This window comes from Dictyobacter alpinus (assembly GCF_003967575.1).
In the GTDB taxonomy this organism is placed as follows: Bacteria; Chloroflexota; Ktedonobacteria; order Ktedonobacterales; family Ktedonobacteraceae; genus Dictyobacter; species Dictyobacter alpinus.
Genome location: NZ_BIFT01000001.1, coordinates 4043122 through 4059842, shown reverse-complemented (window position 1 = coordinate 4059842; position 16721 = coordinate 4043122). Strand labels below are relative to the sequence as shown.

Genomic DNA, 16721 nt, shown 5'->3' with positions numbered 1-16721 from the left:
GCATCTATCCCTCCTGCAAGGTAAAGTAGAATGTCGTCCCTTCCCCATAGGTCGACTCGAGCCAGATCTTTCCTCCGTGCCGCTCAACAATACGTTTCACAATAGTTAAACCTGCACCGGCGCCACCATCGAATTTATCGCGACCATGCAAGCGCTTAAAAATCTGAAAGATGAGATCAAAATACCTGTCACGAATACCAATACCATTATCGCGCACATAAAAGACCAGAGGCGCTTGTGGATCTGCGGCTGACTGCTGATAACCTATCTCAATCCACTTGTCTGGCTTGTCATTATATTTTAATGCATTGCTAATCAGGTTCGTAAAAATTTCTCCAATACGAGCGCGATCGCACCAGACAGTGGGCAGGGGACGGGGAATGCGAATAATCATCTGCTTTTCCTGAATCCTATTTTGCACCATTGCCAGCGCGTTTTCTAGCACAGCATTCAGGTCTGTCTGCGCAAAGGCGAGGTTTACACGACCCACCCGTGAATAATGTAAGAGGGAATCAATCAGAATATCCAGGCGTTGGGTCAAATGGAGCAGTGTATTTAAGCGGCCCACACCTTCTGCATCCAGATATTCGGCATAATCCTCTTTCAGGATATGAACATAATTCGTAATGCCGCGCAACGGTTCTTTTAAGTCGTGCGAGACAATATAAGCAAACGCATCCAACTCCTCGTTGCTATCAGCCAGGAACTTATTCATCTCCTGCAAGTCACGAGCGCGCTGCTCTACGAGGTCCTGCAGGACACGGTCGATGATGGCGCTCCTGATGGCGCGGGCCGCATCTACTTCCACGGCTTTCCATGGCTGCGACTGCAAGTTCACGGTCTCACTCCAGGAGGCGAAGGAGGTACGTGGATGCAGGACAGGACTTCCCTCTTGCGTTTGTACTGGTTTATGGGGGTCACCGCCCCAGGTGACTTCATGGATTACTTCTGGCCGAAACCAGAGAACATAACTGGACTGTAATGAGGGAATAGAAATTGCCAGCAAGCCGCTTGCGCGTTCTTTGAGTTGCTCCGCTTCAGGCCAGTGACGGGACAAAGAGTCTGTCACAAAGATATCAGCATGAATATTGGATTGCAGCCATGCAACGATACGTCTACCATCCGTTGCATCCGGAGCCTTACCGACAGCGGTATAGCTATCATCAAAAAAGAAGGCCGCTCCCTGCGCGCCAACCAATTGCAGCAATTGTTGTGGGCGTTCTAACAATTGTTGATAATGGCCGTGCTCACCCCGCATAGCTGCCAGTACCTGAGCCTGTCTATCTTTGATCTTCATCTCATATGCATAGTCATCCACGTCTTCACGGGCAACAATCTGCAGAGAGAGCAGTTGACCCAGAAATTCACAGGCGGCTCGAATAGTATAAGGGACAAATTTTGGTTGGTTATGGTGGCAGGAGATCAGGCCCCAGAGCTGATTGTCTTTGAGGATAGAGATCGACATAGAGGCTGCCACACCCATGTTTTTCAAATATTGAATATGCATCGGCGAGACGCTGCGCAAAACTGCGGAGCTCAAGTTGAGGGGATGCTGTGTTAGAGGACTGTCGGTTGGAATGATCGCGGCCGGCTGATAGGCAACATCAGCAATTAAACGGAGCCAGTTATGGCGATACAGTTCGCGTGCCTGACTGGGAATATCCGAAGCGGGATAGTGCAAACCGAGATAGGGTTCCATGTCCTCGTTACGGGCTTCGGCGATCACTTCACCATGCCAATCTTCGTGAAAGCGATAGATCATGATGCGATCAAAGCCGGTTAACTTGCGCACGGCCTCGGCCGAGAACTGGCACAGATCAAATAAACTGGATGCGCCCTGGAGGACAGTGGTCGAGGTACGCATAATTTGATAAAAATTGGGGACATGCAGTTTGTGCTTATCTGGCGCAACTTCCAGTTCTAACAGGAGTAATTCCTGTTCATGACCAACTACACGATGGATAACACCATCAAAGGCCTGCTCCTCTCCATGACCAATCTGGGGAGTAATCAATAATGGATTGGCCGCTTCAACCTCGGCTAATTGGAGGGCATCCCTGAGTTCAGTAATCTGCTCGGCTGGAAGAAACGCTGCCAGATCCTGCTGTAATAGCCGTTCAGGAGCGATACCCAATAGATCCTGTGTGTTATTGCTCACCTGTGTGATCTGGAGTGAAGGGATATTGAGCACAAACAAAACACCATGTGGCTGAATAGAGCCTGGAATATGAATCGGTTCACGCTCACAGTTTGTAAGATCAATAATTTTAGTTGGATTTTTTACGTCTATGGGATAGTCCTTATTAAACTGATTCATACTCATCCATTATCTCTAGAATTATGTATACGTTTGCGCTTTTAAAGGCTCTCCCTCTTTCTAAGGGAAGGGTGTGGGGAGAGGGTTGCAAGGACACCTCGTGCTCCGTCATGGGCTGCCACCCCTGCACCCCGCTTTCTCCATATAGTGGCACTGATTTCTCTATGTTATTTATCACAATTTGGCCTAAATCTCAAGTGTGTAGGCCCTATACCGGGCTATGTAATTTCCCTTTTTGGCGCCTGCTGCGCCAGGTTGGGGGTGTGGAGTATTGTGGTGCGCGGCCCGCGCACCACAATACTCCACACATGAAATAATGGTTGCCGGGTAACTCTTCAGGACTAGTGGATGCCTGCGGCATCCACCATAAAATTTATGTGTTGTTGCGGCAAATTGTGGGCAATGCCCACAATTTGCCGCAACAACACATAAATTTTTGGCTCTGCGAAGCAGAGCATAGAAGAGAAGCTGGTGGTTGAGAGGCCGAGACCGGCCTGACTCTCCTGGAGGCTGGTCTCGGCCTCCAGGAAAGTCAGGCCGGTCTCGGCTAAAGTATGGCTATATGGTGGGTAGGAAGTTCTGGTTGGGATAGGTGCCTTTGAGGACGTCTTTGGAGGAGGCTCCCATCCAACGATCAAGGACGGTGGAGTAGATGGAACGGAAATCGGTGGTATATTTCAAGTTGCCGTTGGGATCCAGTTGCTTGAGGTCTGGTGGCTCACCATAGATGCCTTTTTTGACACCATTGCCGAGGACGAAGAGTGGGGCGGCCGTTCCGTGATCGGTACCCAGGCTACCGTTTTCTTCTACGCGCCGACCAAATTCGGACCAGGTCATGATGACGACGTTATCGGCCTTGCCGTGCTTTTGGAGATCGGTGTAGAAGGCTAAGAGGCCCTCGGATAGGGTTTTCATCAGGCCATCATGGGTTGTGGTCTGGCCCGCATGGGTGTCAAAACCTCCCAGGGTAACATAACCGACACGCAGGCCAAGGTTCTGGACGATAGCTTCGGCTAAGGTTTTGAGTCCAGTAGCAAATGGACCCTGGGGATAGGTGACGGCGGCTTTATAGGCGGCTTCGGCCTGCTGGAGTTGTTTTCCACCTTCATTGGCATTGATGGCGGTGGTGTCCAGTAACGCCGCATACGGTGAGGAACGAGGATAGGTGTTGTACAGTTTCAATAGGGCTTGCAGGCGGGCGTTTCCACCATCGGACTCACTGGGATCTGTGGTGAGGCGATAGGCCTGGGGAGTGGTCAAAGTTGGTACTGACGCACTGATGGAGGAAAGGGCGCGCGCCGTCTGGGTACCAATATCCATAGACTTGAATGGATGGCCGTCTTTATCAACCATGCCTGCGACTAAGCGGCCCAGCCAGCCTTCATTGCCGTTGCCGGTGGTATCTAAGGTCTGCCAGACATCCATGGCCTGGAAGTGCGAGAGGCTGGAATTTTCATAGCCAACGCCCTCAACGATGGCCAGATGCCCTTGATCCCATAAACCTTTGAGCGGGGCCATGTTTGGATGCAAACCCAGACGATCATCTAAACGCAAAACTTTGTCGGCCTTCAGACCAATAGTTGGGCGCTTCTGATAATAGGTACCATCGGCGTAGGGCACGACAGTATTGAGCCCATCGTTACCGCCCGCTAACTGTACAACAATCAGGGTATGGTCATTGCCAACCTGAGCGATGCGCTCACCCTGCTGGCTAAGGGCATTGGCCGAAGCCACACCGCGACTAAAAATTGCCGGCATCACCATGCCCGCGGACACTACCAGCATGCCATCTTTGATCATGGCTCTACGCGAAAGTTTCATATCTCTCTTTTTCCCTTCTCAAAGGACTCATCTCAGACCGGTCTGGCCGGGAACTTAATTCAACTGGTATTCTGGCGAGGCCATCAGCAGATAGAGGGTACCTCGAACTTTACTTAAGGGATAGCTTTTTCCGTTGCTGAGTGTCACATTTCCCTTACGCGAATGTGGATCAGGAGTGGTAAAGTAGCTGACCAGTTGCGCTTTGCGTTGCTCATCAAGCACACCATCCAGGAGGAAACTGGAAAAATGGGTCACAAACGTCTCTGGCGTGTCGATTTTATATTTTTCGATAGCGGCCTGAACATCAAAGGGCTTGTAGACCGAGGTGCGGCTACGACCGCCAGCGATCAAGAGGTTCAGGTAGTTCAGGCGCGAAAGCCAGGTGCCTCCGTTGAGCCAGGTGGCGCTAACTTTATCTCCTGGCCAACCAGCAACGTTGGGAGGCCCAAAGATGGTCTGGCCCAGAATCGTGGTCTGGGCGGGCAACTCTTTCCCAGAGGTTTGAGCGTCCAGCGCCCGATAAGAGCCAACCACAAACTCGGTTGGTGACTTCACACGGGCACGATAGGCTTTGTCAGATGTAAATTGTGGGGAGAGCAACAGGGTTTTCATGACCGCACCCACATTATGATTGCTCTTATTATATGTGTCGATCAACGGAGCCAGATCGTCATTGCTAGGATTTTCATAGGCAAAAAACGTAAACAACTTGCGACACAGAAATGCGGCGGCGGCCGGATGATTGGCGAGAATCTGGATGACATCTTTATAGTTCAGCTGACCCGTGTGGCCCAGGAAGGTTACCTCTTTATTGCTATGATCACGCGGATTGTACTGTGCGACTGAAGTTCCACCTTTAGTATGCCAGCCGGTCAGAGCCGCCGCCGCCGCCGTAACATCCGCCTGAGTATAGTGGCCGATGCCAAGGGTAAAGAGCTCCATGAGTTCACGGGCATAATTCTCATTGGGTGCGTTTTTGCGACTACGCGTCAGGTCCAGATAGAAAAGCATGGCGGGATCACTGGTAATGCCCAGCAAGATATTATCAAAAGTATCAAAGGCATGGGTGCGTAAAAAGTTATTCTGTACAATCATACGCGTATAGACGCTGGGGCCACCAATCTTCTGATAATTGGTCGTCAGCACGCCATGCCAGAAAAGCGTCATTTTTTCCTGTAAAGGACGCTGAGTACCAGCCATGCGTAGCAACCACCACTGCTGCTGACTGGGAGCCTTATTCAGGTCCAGTTTGGCAGTAGTTAAGCGTTGCTCTAAAGCCTGATCAGAGACCTGCTGATAATTCAACAATTTATTGACCGCACCCTCATAGCCAAGGCTAGTGTAGGAAGCCAGATCATCGGGATGGACGCCAAAGCCGGTACGGCGTAGGAGATGTCCGATCCGCGCATTGGCGGCAGAGCCAGACTGCGAACCAGGAATCGCATTAGTACTGGAATGGGACTGCTGTTGCCATTCAGCCAGGGCAACTCCCCCTACCGCTACAGCCGCCCCGGCTCCAGCCAATCCGGTAAAGAGGGCACGGCGCGAGATACGTCCGGATTTGGAGGGAGGAGTAACCACCGTTCCCGGCACAACGTTGGTTGGTTCATTATCCCTATTCATCCATGGCTCAGTCGGTTGGTCGTGTATATCCATTACAAACTCCTCAAGGGTTATTGCAATACAATCGTGAATGCTACTCCGCTTATTCACGTCAGGGGTAGCTCAGACGATTAAAGGGCTGACAGAGTGATATATAGGTAGAGAGAAATACAAAGATACCAGAATGTATATATGTATTTTATTTTACTTTACTTCTTCTGTGTTATCTGTAGGGAATTGTAGCAGAAAGTTATTAAGGAAAAGTCAAGATGGGATAATGATTTGCTCTTTTTTTCCGGCTGGACGGAAAGGGTGAAGATTAGTTGATGAGTACACGCACGGCGTCCAGGAGATCACGGACGTGGAAGGGTTTGACAATTATGCGCTCAACACTTGAATCATTGAGCTCGATGTTGCCCGATCTAGCGGTAATCACGACAACTGCGGGTAGCGGAAAAGCGTGGGACGTACTATGCCAGTATTCCTGTAGGCGTGCGAGAAAGGTTGATCCATCCATACCTGGCATGGACAGGTCAAGCAAGATGACAGAGGGATAGCGACCCTCACGGGCGGCATTCTTGACCCAATCCAGGGCCTCCTGTCCTTCGGCCGCCACAACTGGTTCATAACCATCTAGTTCCAGTGCCCAGGATACCATATCCCTGATCGCGGGATTGTCATCGACCACGAGTACGACTGGCAAGCGATTCTGATCGGGAAACTCCGGCTGGAGCATGCTTCCCCCTTATAGATGCGATTGATAATGCAACAGGTACGATTTAAAAGTTGCTACGTAGAAATGTAGTAATTAATTGCTGGAAGGCGTCCGGTCGCTCCAGGTTGGAGAGATGACCGGCTCCGGGTATGACGGCAAATTGCGCACCGGGAATACGTTGTGCATAGGCCTGGGCTACAGCGGGCGGCGTCGGTAGATCGTGTTCACCAGCAATCACCAGCGTGGGACAGGTAATGGTGTCCAGCATAGCGGTGAAGTCGGCGCGTGTAGCCATACCACGCGCCGCGGCGGCAATACCCGAGGGCTGTGCCGCCAGGATCATTTGCCGAATCCTTGTCTCTACTTCAGGCATATTGGCACGTGTGGATGCAGTGATCAGACGCGGTAGTTGTAGGTCAGCCACAGCATCGGGACCTTGCTGCACCGCCATCAGAGCAACCTTTTCCCGTGTGGCTCGCACCTCCTCATTGTCCGCGCCTGCCTGGGTATCCGCTAGAATCAGGCCTCCAACACGATGTGGGTATTTATGATAAAACGCGAAAGCAGCATATCCTCCCATGGAGAGACCACAGAGGACCGCCTGTTGCATGCCCAGGGCGTCCATTAACGCCGCCAGGTCGTCAGCAAAGAGGTCCATGGTTGAGATGTCATTGTTGATACCGCTCTCACCAAAGCCACGGAAATCTGGCGCGACCAGACGATAACGCTGCTCATTGAGTAGGGCGGTGATCTGTTCATCCCACATACTATGATTTAACGGAAATGCATGTAATAATAGGACAGGCATTCCGATGCCATGATCTTCATAGGCTAGATCCACGGAGTTTATGCTTGCTTTCAGCGCCATATCTTCCTACCTATTCCTTTGTAGCTCCATCTGTAGCGGTATCTGTAGCTCCGTCGGCCTGTTCGTGTGCGTGGTATGAACTACGCACAAAGGGACCAGACTCAACGTGGCGGAAGCCTAGTTTCTTGCCTTCAGCCTTTAAGGCGGCAAATTCTTCCAGGGATGCATACCGCTGAATGGGCAGGTGCTGGAATGATGGGCGTAGATATTGACCAATGGTCAGGATATCGATGTCGTACTCGCGCATGTCGCGCATGACTTCAAGGATCTCGTCCCAGGTCTCACCCAGACCTAGCATAAAGCCAGACTTTGTACGGGTGCCAGGATACATCTCTTTGGCCAGTTTGAGTACCTGCAAGGAACGCAGATAGACGGCCTGAGGACGAACCTGCTTGTACAAACGGGGGATCGTCTCTACGTTATGGTTAAAAATATCTGGTTTGGCGTCCATTACTACACGTAAAGCGTCGGCCGAACCTTTGAAATCCGGGGTCAGTACCTCAACCTTACACTCAGGATTCAAGCGACGGATCCAGCGGATCGTGGAAGCGAAGACGCCGGCGCCGCCATCTTTGAGCTCATCGCGGTTCACCGAAGTAACGACCGCATGACGCAAACCCATCTGCTGCACCGCCTCAGCCACACGCTTCGGCTCCTCCCAGTCCAGTCCCATTGGGCGGCCAGTTTCAACCGCACAAAAGCCACAGCTTCGGGTACAGACTCGACCCAGGATCATAAATGTCGCGGTCTTGTGACCCCAACATTCACCAATATTTGGACAACGAGCCTCTTCACACACCGTATGCAGCGATTGACCGCGCATCAGTTGCTTGAGTTCTTGATAATTCTCTCCCTTGGGGGCACGCACGCGTAACCACTCGGGACGGCGCTCTGGGATAATGGTCGTCATGGAAAATTTCCTTGCTCTAGATCTGCAACAGTATGACAGCCGTAATCAGTGATCCTCAACTTTTGAAAAAGTTCTTAAAAACAGGGGTGCAGGGTCCTCCCTGCCAGGGTGCGGGGCAGGCATGCTGGGGGCATGACGTCCCCGCTCATTCTTTCTCCCTCTCGCGCCGCCTGCGGCGGCGCGCAAAAAGAGAGAAAGGGGAGTTTGCGGGGACACCCCGCACCCCGGCAGAAGGGCTCGCCGCCCTCCTGCACCCTCCGCATGAGAAGTGAGGAACCTATTTTTCAGATTTTTCAAAAATCTGGGATCACTCATTACTGCCGTTCTCTTTTATTTGTCTGTACAGTCATACCTGGTATAACTAGTATACGTCGATGTCACGTCCATAGCTTTGTAATTTGGTGCGTACAGCTTGCAAGAATCCACCGGCACCAGCACCATCCAGGAGGCGATGGTCAAATGACAAACAGAGAAACATCATCGAACGTACAGCGATAGCATCATCCTCAATTACTACAGGCCGTTTCACGACCGCATCCATACTAAGAATACCAGCATGAGGTTGATTGATAATTGGCATAGATATAATTGTACCAAATACGCCAGGATTATTCACTACAAACGTACTATTTTGCATATCCTGGATGGTTAATTTATTGCTACGAGCACGTTGCGCGAGCGCATTCACCTGTTTGGCCAGGCCAGCCAGGGTAAATTGATCGGCATCATAAATGGTCGGTACTACCAGTCCTGTGTCGGTGGAGACAGCCATGCCCAGGTTGATATGGCGCTTGATAATAATTTTATTATCTTCAGTCCAGGTGGAGTTGATGATAGGGAATTTACGAATGCCTTCACAGACTGCCTTCATCACAAACGGGACGTAGCTGATGCCATAGCCCTCACGGCGCTTGAACTCTTCTTTGTTTTTCGCCAGCCAGCGGGTAATGTTGGTCATGTCGACCTCGACGACAGTGGTGGCATGGGGCGAGGTGCGTTTGCTGCGCACCATATGCTCGGCGATGGCCATACGCATACGGCTCGGGACAATAACCTCGTCACCGGCCTCGGTGGACTCACTGGAGGCGATCATGGGTGCCGCCGCCTGAACAGGCTGAGATGGTGCTGGCGCTGGTTTCACAGGAGCAACGGTGGCGGCGGGAGTATAGCTGACGGGTGCGCTGGCGCTCTGGCGCTGATCCACATAGGACAGGATATCTTCTTTGCGCACACGACCGCCGGCTCCGGTTCCGGTAATCTCGTTAAGATCGATGCCATGTTCACGGGCCAGACGGCGGGCCAGCGGAGAGATGCGTTGGCGCTCCTCATCCTCTTTCCTGGCTGCCTGCTCTACCGCACCATTCGCATGGCTGGCACTCGCAGCATATTGTGGCTCGGCTATGGGAGTTCTGGCTTCCTGTACCGTCTCAACCGGGGCCGCATCGGGACCAGCGGGATGGCTTGCGGGAGCCACATCGGAGCTCTCTTCAATCACAGCAATCTCGGTACCAACCGGCACCGTCTCATCTACCTGGACCAGGATTTTCACCAGGCGTCCCGCCACAGGTGAGGGAAGTTCAGCATTAATTTTATCGGTAATCACTTCAGCGAGTGATTCATCACGCTCAATCACATCACCTTCCTGCTTTAACCAGGCACCGATGGTGCCTTCAGCCACCGATTCACCCAGGCGTGGCATCTTTACTGAAGTTGGCATAAATACATCCCTTCGTCTATGGTATGAATGCATGGGCATAGAAGCCATACAAAAGAATAGCGCATAAAAATAGTACCTCTAGTATTAGTAAGCGGCCAATGCTCTGGCGGCTACAAGAATTTTGTCTGCATTGGGCAGGAATGCAGCCTCTAGTTGAGGCGCATAAGGGAACGGCACATCAGGTGCAGCAACGCGGGTAATGGGACCATCCAGATATTCAAATAAGTCCTGCGAGAGGATAGCGGAAAGCTCGGCGCCAATGCCACCGGTCAGGGTATCCTCGTGCACGATCAGAACCTTGTTGGTGCGCTTGACCGATTCCATGATGGCTTCACGATCCAGGGGAGATAGACTACGCAGGTCCAGGACCTCTACTTCCAGGTCATCGGACTCCTCTAAGATCTTAGCGGCCTTCAGGCATTGATGGACCATGGCACCATAGGTCAGGATGGTCATGTCCTCGCCCTCACGGCGCACGATGGCTTTGCCAAGGGGGACAATATAGTCCTCGGTGGGCAGTTCCTCGCGTAGTTCAGGCATGCGGTAGAGCAATTTGTGCTCTAAGTAGAGGACCGGATTGTTATCACGAATCGCGGCCTTGAGCATGCCCTTGGCGTCATAGGTGGTAGATGGCACGACGACTTTCATGCCCGGCGAATGGAAGAACCAGGCCTCTGGACTTGAAGAGTGGAATGGTCCACCTTTGGTCCCGCCGCCTGAGGGGCCACGTACCACCATCGGTACCGGCATGCCTACGCGCCAATACATTTTTGAGGCCATATTGATGATCTGGTCAAAGCCACAGGTAATAAAATCGATAAACTGCATCTCCGCGATGGGTCGCATGCCCATCAAGGCCGAACCGACCGCGGAGCCAATAATGGCCGCTTCAGACATCGGGGTATCAATGACCCGCTCAGCTCCAAATTCATCGATCAAGCCCGCGCTCACCTTGAATGCCCCACCATACGAACCCACATCCTCGCCCAGGAGAAACACGGCCTCGTCACGCAGCATCTCTTCACGGATGGCCTGACCGATTGCCTCTAAGTAGGTTACTTTTCTATCATTCATCGTCGTCCAACGGCCTCCTCTGCCTTGCGCACGGCGGAAAACGGCTGACCGGTACGGCTATCGAATGCATTGATATAGTGAGGATCGTCCGCATCTGGTTCGCCAACGATTGCTATTGGTCCGTCCGGGGCAAAAACATAGTCTGAAACCGTTGCCCCATCCGGATCAGGACTGCTTTCAGCAAAGCTTACAGCGTCATTCACAATATTTTTAATGTCTGCTTCGATCTGCGCGTTTATACTTTCCGTCAAGATGTCGTGTTGGGATAAATATGCGCTAAAACGCCGAATAGGATCTTTCTCAAGCCATTCAGCGCGTAGTTCTTCTGGTACGTAGTCGGCCTTATCCGCTTCGGAGTGACCGCGCACTCGGAACGTTTTACATTCCACGAGCGCAGGTCCCTGGCCGCTACGTGCATGTTCGACTGCCTCTCCAATGGCCTCAATCACCGCCAGTACATCATTGCCATCAACGCTCTGCCCTGGTATTCCATAGGCGACCGCACGATCGGCAAGATCCTGAATAGCGAATTGCTTAGAGGTTGGAGTTGAATAGGCATACCCGTTGTTCTCAATCACAAGCACGAGTGGCAATTTTTGCACGGAAGCAAAATTGAGTGCTTCATGAAAGGAACCGGTATTGGTCGCGCCGTCTCCACAGGAGGCGAGGACCACACCCGAACGTTGACGCATTTTCATGGTTAATGCGACACCACATGCCACTGGCAGTGATTCTCCCAACATACTGATCATTGGGACAACGCCTGCATGCATATCACCGATATGCATTTGACCATCACGACCTAAGGTGGGGGAGTTACCACGAGCGAGCCATTGACACATAATACTACGAGGCGAGATACCGCGTACAATATGCATCCCTAGATCCCTGTGCTGCGGAACAATGCAGTCCCCATCGTGAAGCGTCATCGCTGCCCCGACGGTAGTGGCCTCATGCCCTTGCGCTGTATAGACGCCACCCACAATACGCCCTTGTAAGAAGAGTGTACGGATGCGGTCTTCCAGAACGCGGGTGAGGCGCATAAAACGGTAGATCTGTAGCAGGTTTGCCCGCTCCAGTTCCATAATCACCCATCCTTTTCTGTCTCAGGTGCATTTTCGTTCATGCTAACATGCGATTAGAAGAGGTGTCAAGATTGCGGCAATGCTGTTCTTTTACCTCTTGCTCGCTGTTATTTGTTCTCATTGTACACTTTACCACATGGAGATTTCTATAGTATGTATTATCGACGCCTGTCTCTATTTTCTGATGTGGAGATGTACGCGAGGAGTCACAAATATCAATACTTTTCGGTTTGCCCAGTTCCATAGCGTGGCGTCGAGTAGGGGTATGAGCCAGCGTTGCGTACGCCGGCTTCTCACTCCTCGATGGACGATTCGCTGCTTTTCACGCCGTTTTCGTGGTCCCCAACGTGCTTAACCGAAAAATATTAGAGCTGCCCCTGCTACCAGTTCACGCATGAAATGTCCCTCAAACACGTGTTCGCATTGGGGCTGGCGAGTGCGTCGAGCCTCTTATGCGTTCGTGGTCGTACGTGGTACTGGTAGCAGGGACGAGCCCTGCCGTTACAGGAAGTGGGGCGGGGTGGTTTTTTCGGCGAGCTTGATCTGGTGGCGCAGGCGCTGGATGCGTTTGCGGTAGGCATCTTCGGGTTGGACGTAGCCGAGTTTGGGTTTGTCGCCCATGCTGACATGCCATTTGCGGAAGGCAAGGCCGATCTCGGTCTGGTAGAGGGCTTTGACACGTATCCATTGCTTGAAGCCGTGGTGCAGGAGGATGCGGCGCTCGATTTTTGTGCGTAGAAATGAGTGCTGTAAGAGGGCGTATTCGTCGACGGTAACGATGCCGCTGCTGACTTCGGAGGCCAGGAATTCACGGATGACGGCGGCTTCGTGGGCGAGCGATTTGATCAGGCAGTAGATGATGACCATCTGGGCGATAAAGGGGAGGATGTAGTCACCGATGCTGGCGACGACGGAGAAGGTGACGATGCTGGCATTGTCGGGCGAGGCCAGGACCAGGGCGTTGGCAAAGAAATTGATAAAATCAAAGGCGGTATGCAGACCAACTGAGATGAGATAGCCGATCAAGGGAATGACGATATGTTGCCAGCGTACACGGGTGTGGCGGATGTAGCCCAGGGCGATACCCAGACAGATGGTAAAGGTGGAGTGACTTAACCATCCCAGCACGATACGGCCAATCAGGAGGAAGATAAAGGCTTTGGGGTTGCCGGCGAAATAGAAGATGTTTTCGAGCATGGCAAAGCCAGCTCCAATCAGGGCTCCATAGACGATACCGTCGGTAATATTATCGAACTCATCACGTAACACGACAAAGAGTAAGAGCAATCCCAGTCCTTTGACGGTTTCTTCGGTGATGCCGGCGTTGAGGGCTGAGAAGAGCGCGTGCAGGGCTTTTCCCGCCTGCGGCCCCAAAATGGTGGCGCGTAGAGCGTCTACGTTGCCTTCGATAAAGGTGGTCGGCGGAATGGCGATGACAGCACCCCAGAGGAAGGCCGCCAGACGCAGAAACCAGGGCTCACGCTCATAGCGGTCAATAAAATTGACCAATAGATTGATGCCTAACGCGGTAACTATAGGAATAGCCAGGACCGAGAAGATGTTTAAGGGACTTTCCTGGATCAGCGAGACAATGCCCAGGAGGTTATTCAGGATGATAGCGGTAAGCGCGCTCAGTACTAAAAAGATCAGAATGATGCCAATCAGGGCCCAGCGCACCTGTTTCTGAAATCTCTGGGGGAGCGCAAATTGGAGCGTGATACTGCCATCCTTATCATTATCCCAGGATTGTGCCTCCGGCTTGTGACGCTTCGGTCTTTTTATAGGCGTGATCGATGTGTGCAAATTTTCGGGTGCATGCCTGCCATTGAGTGCAGCGGGCCGCTCTGGCTGCAGCAATGGCAAGCTCTCGAAAGCATGATCGACAGAGACGAGATGAGGATCGGTAACAGACAGGGTAGAAGCTGATGTATCCGCAGGGTGCTGCTCGCGAGCAGGCGGTAATGGAGTACTGGGTATCTGTTTGGGGGCGACGAGTTGTAGCATGGTATTGCCAAGTAACAAGAAATCTTGAGATTGGATAGGGCTCTGGGATCCAGGCTTAATGGCACTTCCGTTGATTTGTAGTTCGTTTTGTTCGGAAATATTATGAATACACCACCCTTCCGCCGTTAGCAGCAGGCGTGCATGCTCACGCGAGACCGTTGGATCCATCAAAATAAGATCATTGCTCAGGGCTCGTCCAATGGTAGTTTCACGATCCGTTAATACGTGTACCAGATGCTCTTCCGACAGCAGTCCTGGCACATTTTTTTCCAGGTGCCTGGCCTTGTGGGCGGATCGACGCACACGTATGACACGCAACACTCCATAATTGCGACTTACACTCATGTATCTACCCCAACAAACAAACAAGCAGAGCAGTGTCCGCTTGTCCCTCTCTCTTTTATGGACGTGACTCTTTGTCTAGCCCATCAATACATAGGCCAAAGCTGAATGGTTTGTTGTTTCCTCCATTTTGGTGATCCACTACCCGTTGCTATAAATTGTACCATGGGCTGGCTTGAAAAAATATGTATTGCCTGGCATTTATACGTCAATTATGAGCCTATATTCAAACACATCATTACTATACATGGGAGATCAAAGAAAGACAAGATATATACCGACGTCTTGTATTTTTTGCAACACGTCTGGGTGGTGTATCCGTGGGGGAGGTTCCTTTTGGGCACTGCGTGGGGGAACGTGTCGGAACAAGGGGGAACGGATTGCGGGGAGACCGGGCCACCACGCTGCGGCGGGTGGCAAACGGCCGCTGAGGGCCGTAACTATGGGGACGGGGTCGTGGTGAGGAACCTTGACGTGGGTCGAGGAGACGGCCCACGGCCGCAAGGAGATTGCCCTACAAGAGTCGTTTCCAGGTTAATTTATCGTCTATTCGAGCGATAAGAACATCTTGAATTGCTGTTATTCATAGGTAGACAGAGATGATACTATAGTGCTGAGATCTGAGGGTTATATCGATCATCTATACTTTCTATGTGTGTATATTTTGTGAGCAGTTATGATCAAACAAGAAGCAATGCTCTCCTCCTGGGTGCTGTATGTGCTTGAACAGAGTAGCCGTTTTTTTGCTGAGCACGGCCAGTCAGCGTATCTGGTGGGAGGGTCTATACGCAATCTTCTCCTTCAGCAGCCTTGCGTGGATTGGGATATTGCGCTGGCTGGCGATATTCGTCTGCTGGCTCGCCAATTGGCTAATCGCCTGGGTGGCTTCTATGCGCCTATGCATGAGAAGGCCTGCCGCGTTATTGTGAAGCAAGAGCCATATGAGGTCGCGATCGATCTCTCTCCTTTACAGGGAAGTACGATCGCGGAAGATGTAGCTACACGCGATTTTACGATCAATGCGATCGCCGCTCCGTTGGGGGCCGTTGTCGATCTCCTGATGACACGAGCTAGCCTGGAGGGTATTGCGGACCTGGCGATTGATCCCCTGCATGGGATTGCAGATCTGGCGACGCGGACACTGCGCGTTACGAGTGAGACGGCATTGCAAAAAGATCCTCTGCGCTTGCTCCGGGCGATGCGTTTTACGCTCCAATATCAATTGAAGATTGAGCCGGCGACCGCACGCCTGATCAGACAGGAGGCGCATCTACTGCCTCAGGTTGCCGCTGAACGTATCCATGATGAACTCTATGCCCTGCTGCGCTCAGATGGCGCCTGCGAGCGTTTGCGTTTTCTGGACACGTATGGCCTGCTGACCATCATCATTCCTGAGCTAGAGCCGGCACGCGGTATGCAACAGCCGAGTTTGCATCATTGGGATGTGTTTGAGCATTCATTGGAAACGGTGACGATGCTGGAAAAGCTGGCCCGCCTGCTCCAACAAACTCCAGCAGAGTTAGCACAAGCGGATTTAGAGGTGGGCGGACAGGGGGATATGCTGGCGTTACAGCAGTTACTTCAGGAGGCGGAGGAGCAGCGGATCTTTTCATTTGCCCGACTAACCTCGCCTGAGATGAAGCTAGCAGCCCTCTTACATGATATCGGCAAGACGACGACCCATGCCGTGGATGAAGAAGGAAACATCACGTTTTATCATCATCCTCAGGCCGGCGTGCCACTGGTCCAGCAGATTACGCGCCGTTTAAAGATCAGTACCCATGAGAGTCGGGCGATCCAACAGGTCGCGGCACATCATATGCGGCCGGGACAGCTCAGTCATAGTACGATCACGCCACGCGCGATTCGGCGCTTCTTTGTGGATCTGGGTCCTACGGGCATCTATGTCGCGCTGGCCTCACTTGCCGATCATCTCTCGATGCGTGGACCCGATCCACTGACCGTGCATTGGCAGCGACACCGGGGAGCCGTCCGCATCCTGTTGACGCGCTACATTCGCGAACGTCAACAAATTCTGCCGCCACGCCTGATTCAGGCGGAAGAATTAATGCGGCGCTTTAATCTCACGCCCGGACCCTTCATAGGACAACTGCTCGAATCCATTGCGGAAGCACAGGCCGAAGGAATACTCCATTCTAAAGAAGAGGTGCTCTGGTTCGTCGAAGAGAAACTGCAGCGAATACAGCCGGACAGCGAAAAATAAGAACATTCATACTACAAATAGAGTTGACAATACGCGCCCCAT

At 52.1% G+C, this 16721-nt stretch carries 11 protein-coding genes; 1 reads left to right on the top strand and 10 read right to left on the bottom strand.

All coding sequences use genetic code 11. The features are described 5' to 3' along the window. Positions 1–4 precede the first annotated feature (4 nt). The 10 genes from EL633_RS15985 to EL633_RS15940 all read right to left on the bottom strand — a co-directional run bounded on the left by EL633_RS15985 (position 5) and on the right by EL633_RS15940 (position 14458). The gene (locus EL633_RS15985) at positions 5–2317 is read right to left on the bottom strand and encodes an ATP-binding protein (protein WP_126628139.1); all 2313 of its coding nucleotides are present in this window, start codon (positions 2315–2317) and stop codon (positions 5–7) included. A 558-nt stretch (positions 2318–2875) separates the two neighbouring features. Continuing rightward, positions 2876–4138 (bottom strand): DUF1501 domain-containing protein, encoded by a 1263-nt coding sequence (locus EL633_RS15980; protein ID WP_126628138.1) that lies wholly within the window; start codon positions 4136–4138, stop codon positions 2876–2878. Between the two features lie 54 nt (positions 4139–4192). After that, positions 4193–5794 carry a DUF1800 domain-containing protein gene (locus EL633_RS15975; RefSeq protein WP_126628137.1) on the bottom strand — a complete coding sequence of 534 codons (1602 nt, stop codon included), beginning with the start codon at positions 5792–5794 and terminating at the stop codon, positions 4193–4195. A 265-nt stretch (positions 5795–6059) separates the two neighbouring features. Further along, positions 6060–6476, bottom strand: a complete 417-nt coding sequence (locus tag EL633_RS15970) for a response regulator transcription factor (protein WP_126628136.1) — start codon at positions 6474–6476, stop codon at positions 6060–6062. A gap of 43 nt (positions 6477–6519) precedes the next feature. Further along, positions 6520–7323, bottom strand: a complete 804-nt coding sequence (locus tag EL633_RS15965) for an alpha/beta fold hydrolase (protein WP_126628135.1) — start codon at positions 7321–7323, stop codon at positions 6520–6522. A 10-nt stretch (positions 7324–7333) separates the two neighbouring features. Next, entirely contained in the window at positions 7334–8233 is a 900-nt protein-coding gene (lipA, locus tag EL633_RS15960) for a lipoyl synthase (protein WP_126628134.1), read from the bottom strand. A 361-nt stretch (positions 8234–8594) separates the two neighbouring features. Further along, positions 8595–9950, bottom strand: coding sequence for a dihydrolipoamide acetyltransferase family protein (locus EL633_RS15955; RefSeq protein ID WP_126628133.1), 1356 nt, complete (start codon positions 9948–9950; stop codon positions 8595–8597). A gap of 84 nt (positions 9951–10034) precedes the next feature. After that, entirely contained in the window at positions 10035–11024 is a 990-nt protein-coding gene (locus EL633_RS15950; RefSeq protein ID WP_126628132.1) for an alpha-ketoacid dehydrogenase subunit beta, read from the bottom strand. Next, a complete protein-coding gene (locus EL633_RS15945) occupies positions 11021–12109 on the bottom strand; it encodes a thiamine pyrophosphate-dependent dehydrogenase E1 component subunit alpha (protein WP_126628131.1) in 1089 nt (362 codons plus the stop codon). The genes EL633_RS15950 and EL633_RS15945 overlap by 4 nt, the downstream gene beginning before the upstream one ends. A 501-nt stretch (positions 12110–12610) precedes the next feature. Beyond that, positions 12611–14458 (bottom strand): PrsW family glutamic-type intramembrane protease, encoded by a 1848-nt coding sequence (locus EL633_RS15940; protein ID WP_126628130.1) that lies wholly within the window; start codon positions 14456–14458, stop codon positions 12611–12613. 673 nt (positions 14459–15131) lie between these two features. Between EL633_RS15940 and EL633_RS15935 the strand changes: the two genes are divergently transcribed. Then, positions 15132–16679: a tRNA nucleotidyltransferase/poly(A) polymerase-related protein gene (locus EL633_RS15935; protein ID WP_126628129.1), complete on the top strand. Its 1548-nt coding sequence runs from the start codon at positions 15132–15134 to the stop codon at positions 16677–16679. Positions 16680–16721: the final 42 nt, after the last annotated feature.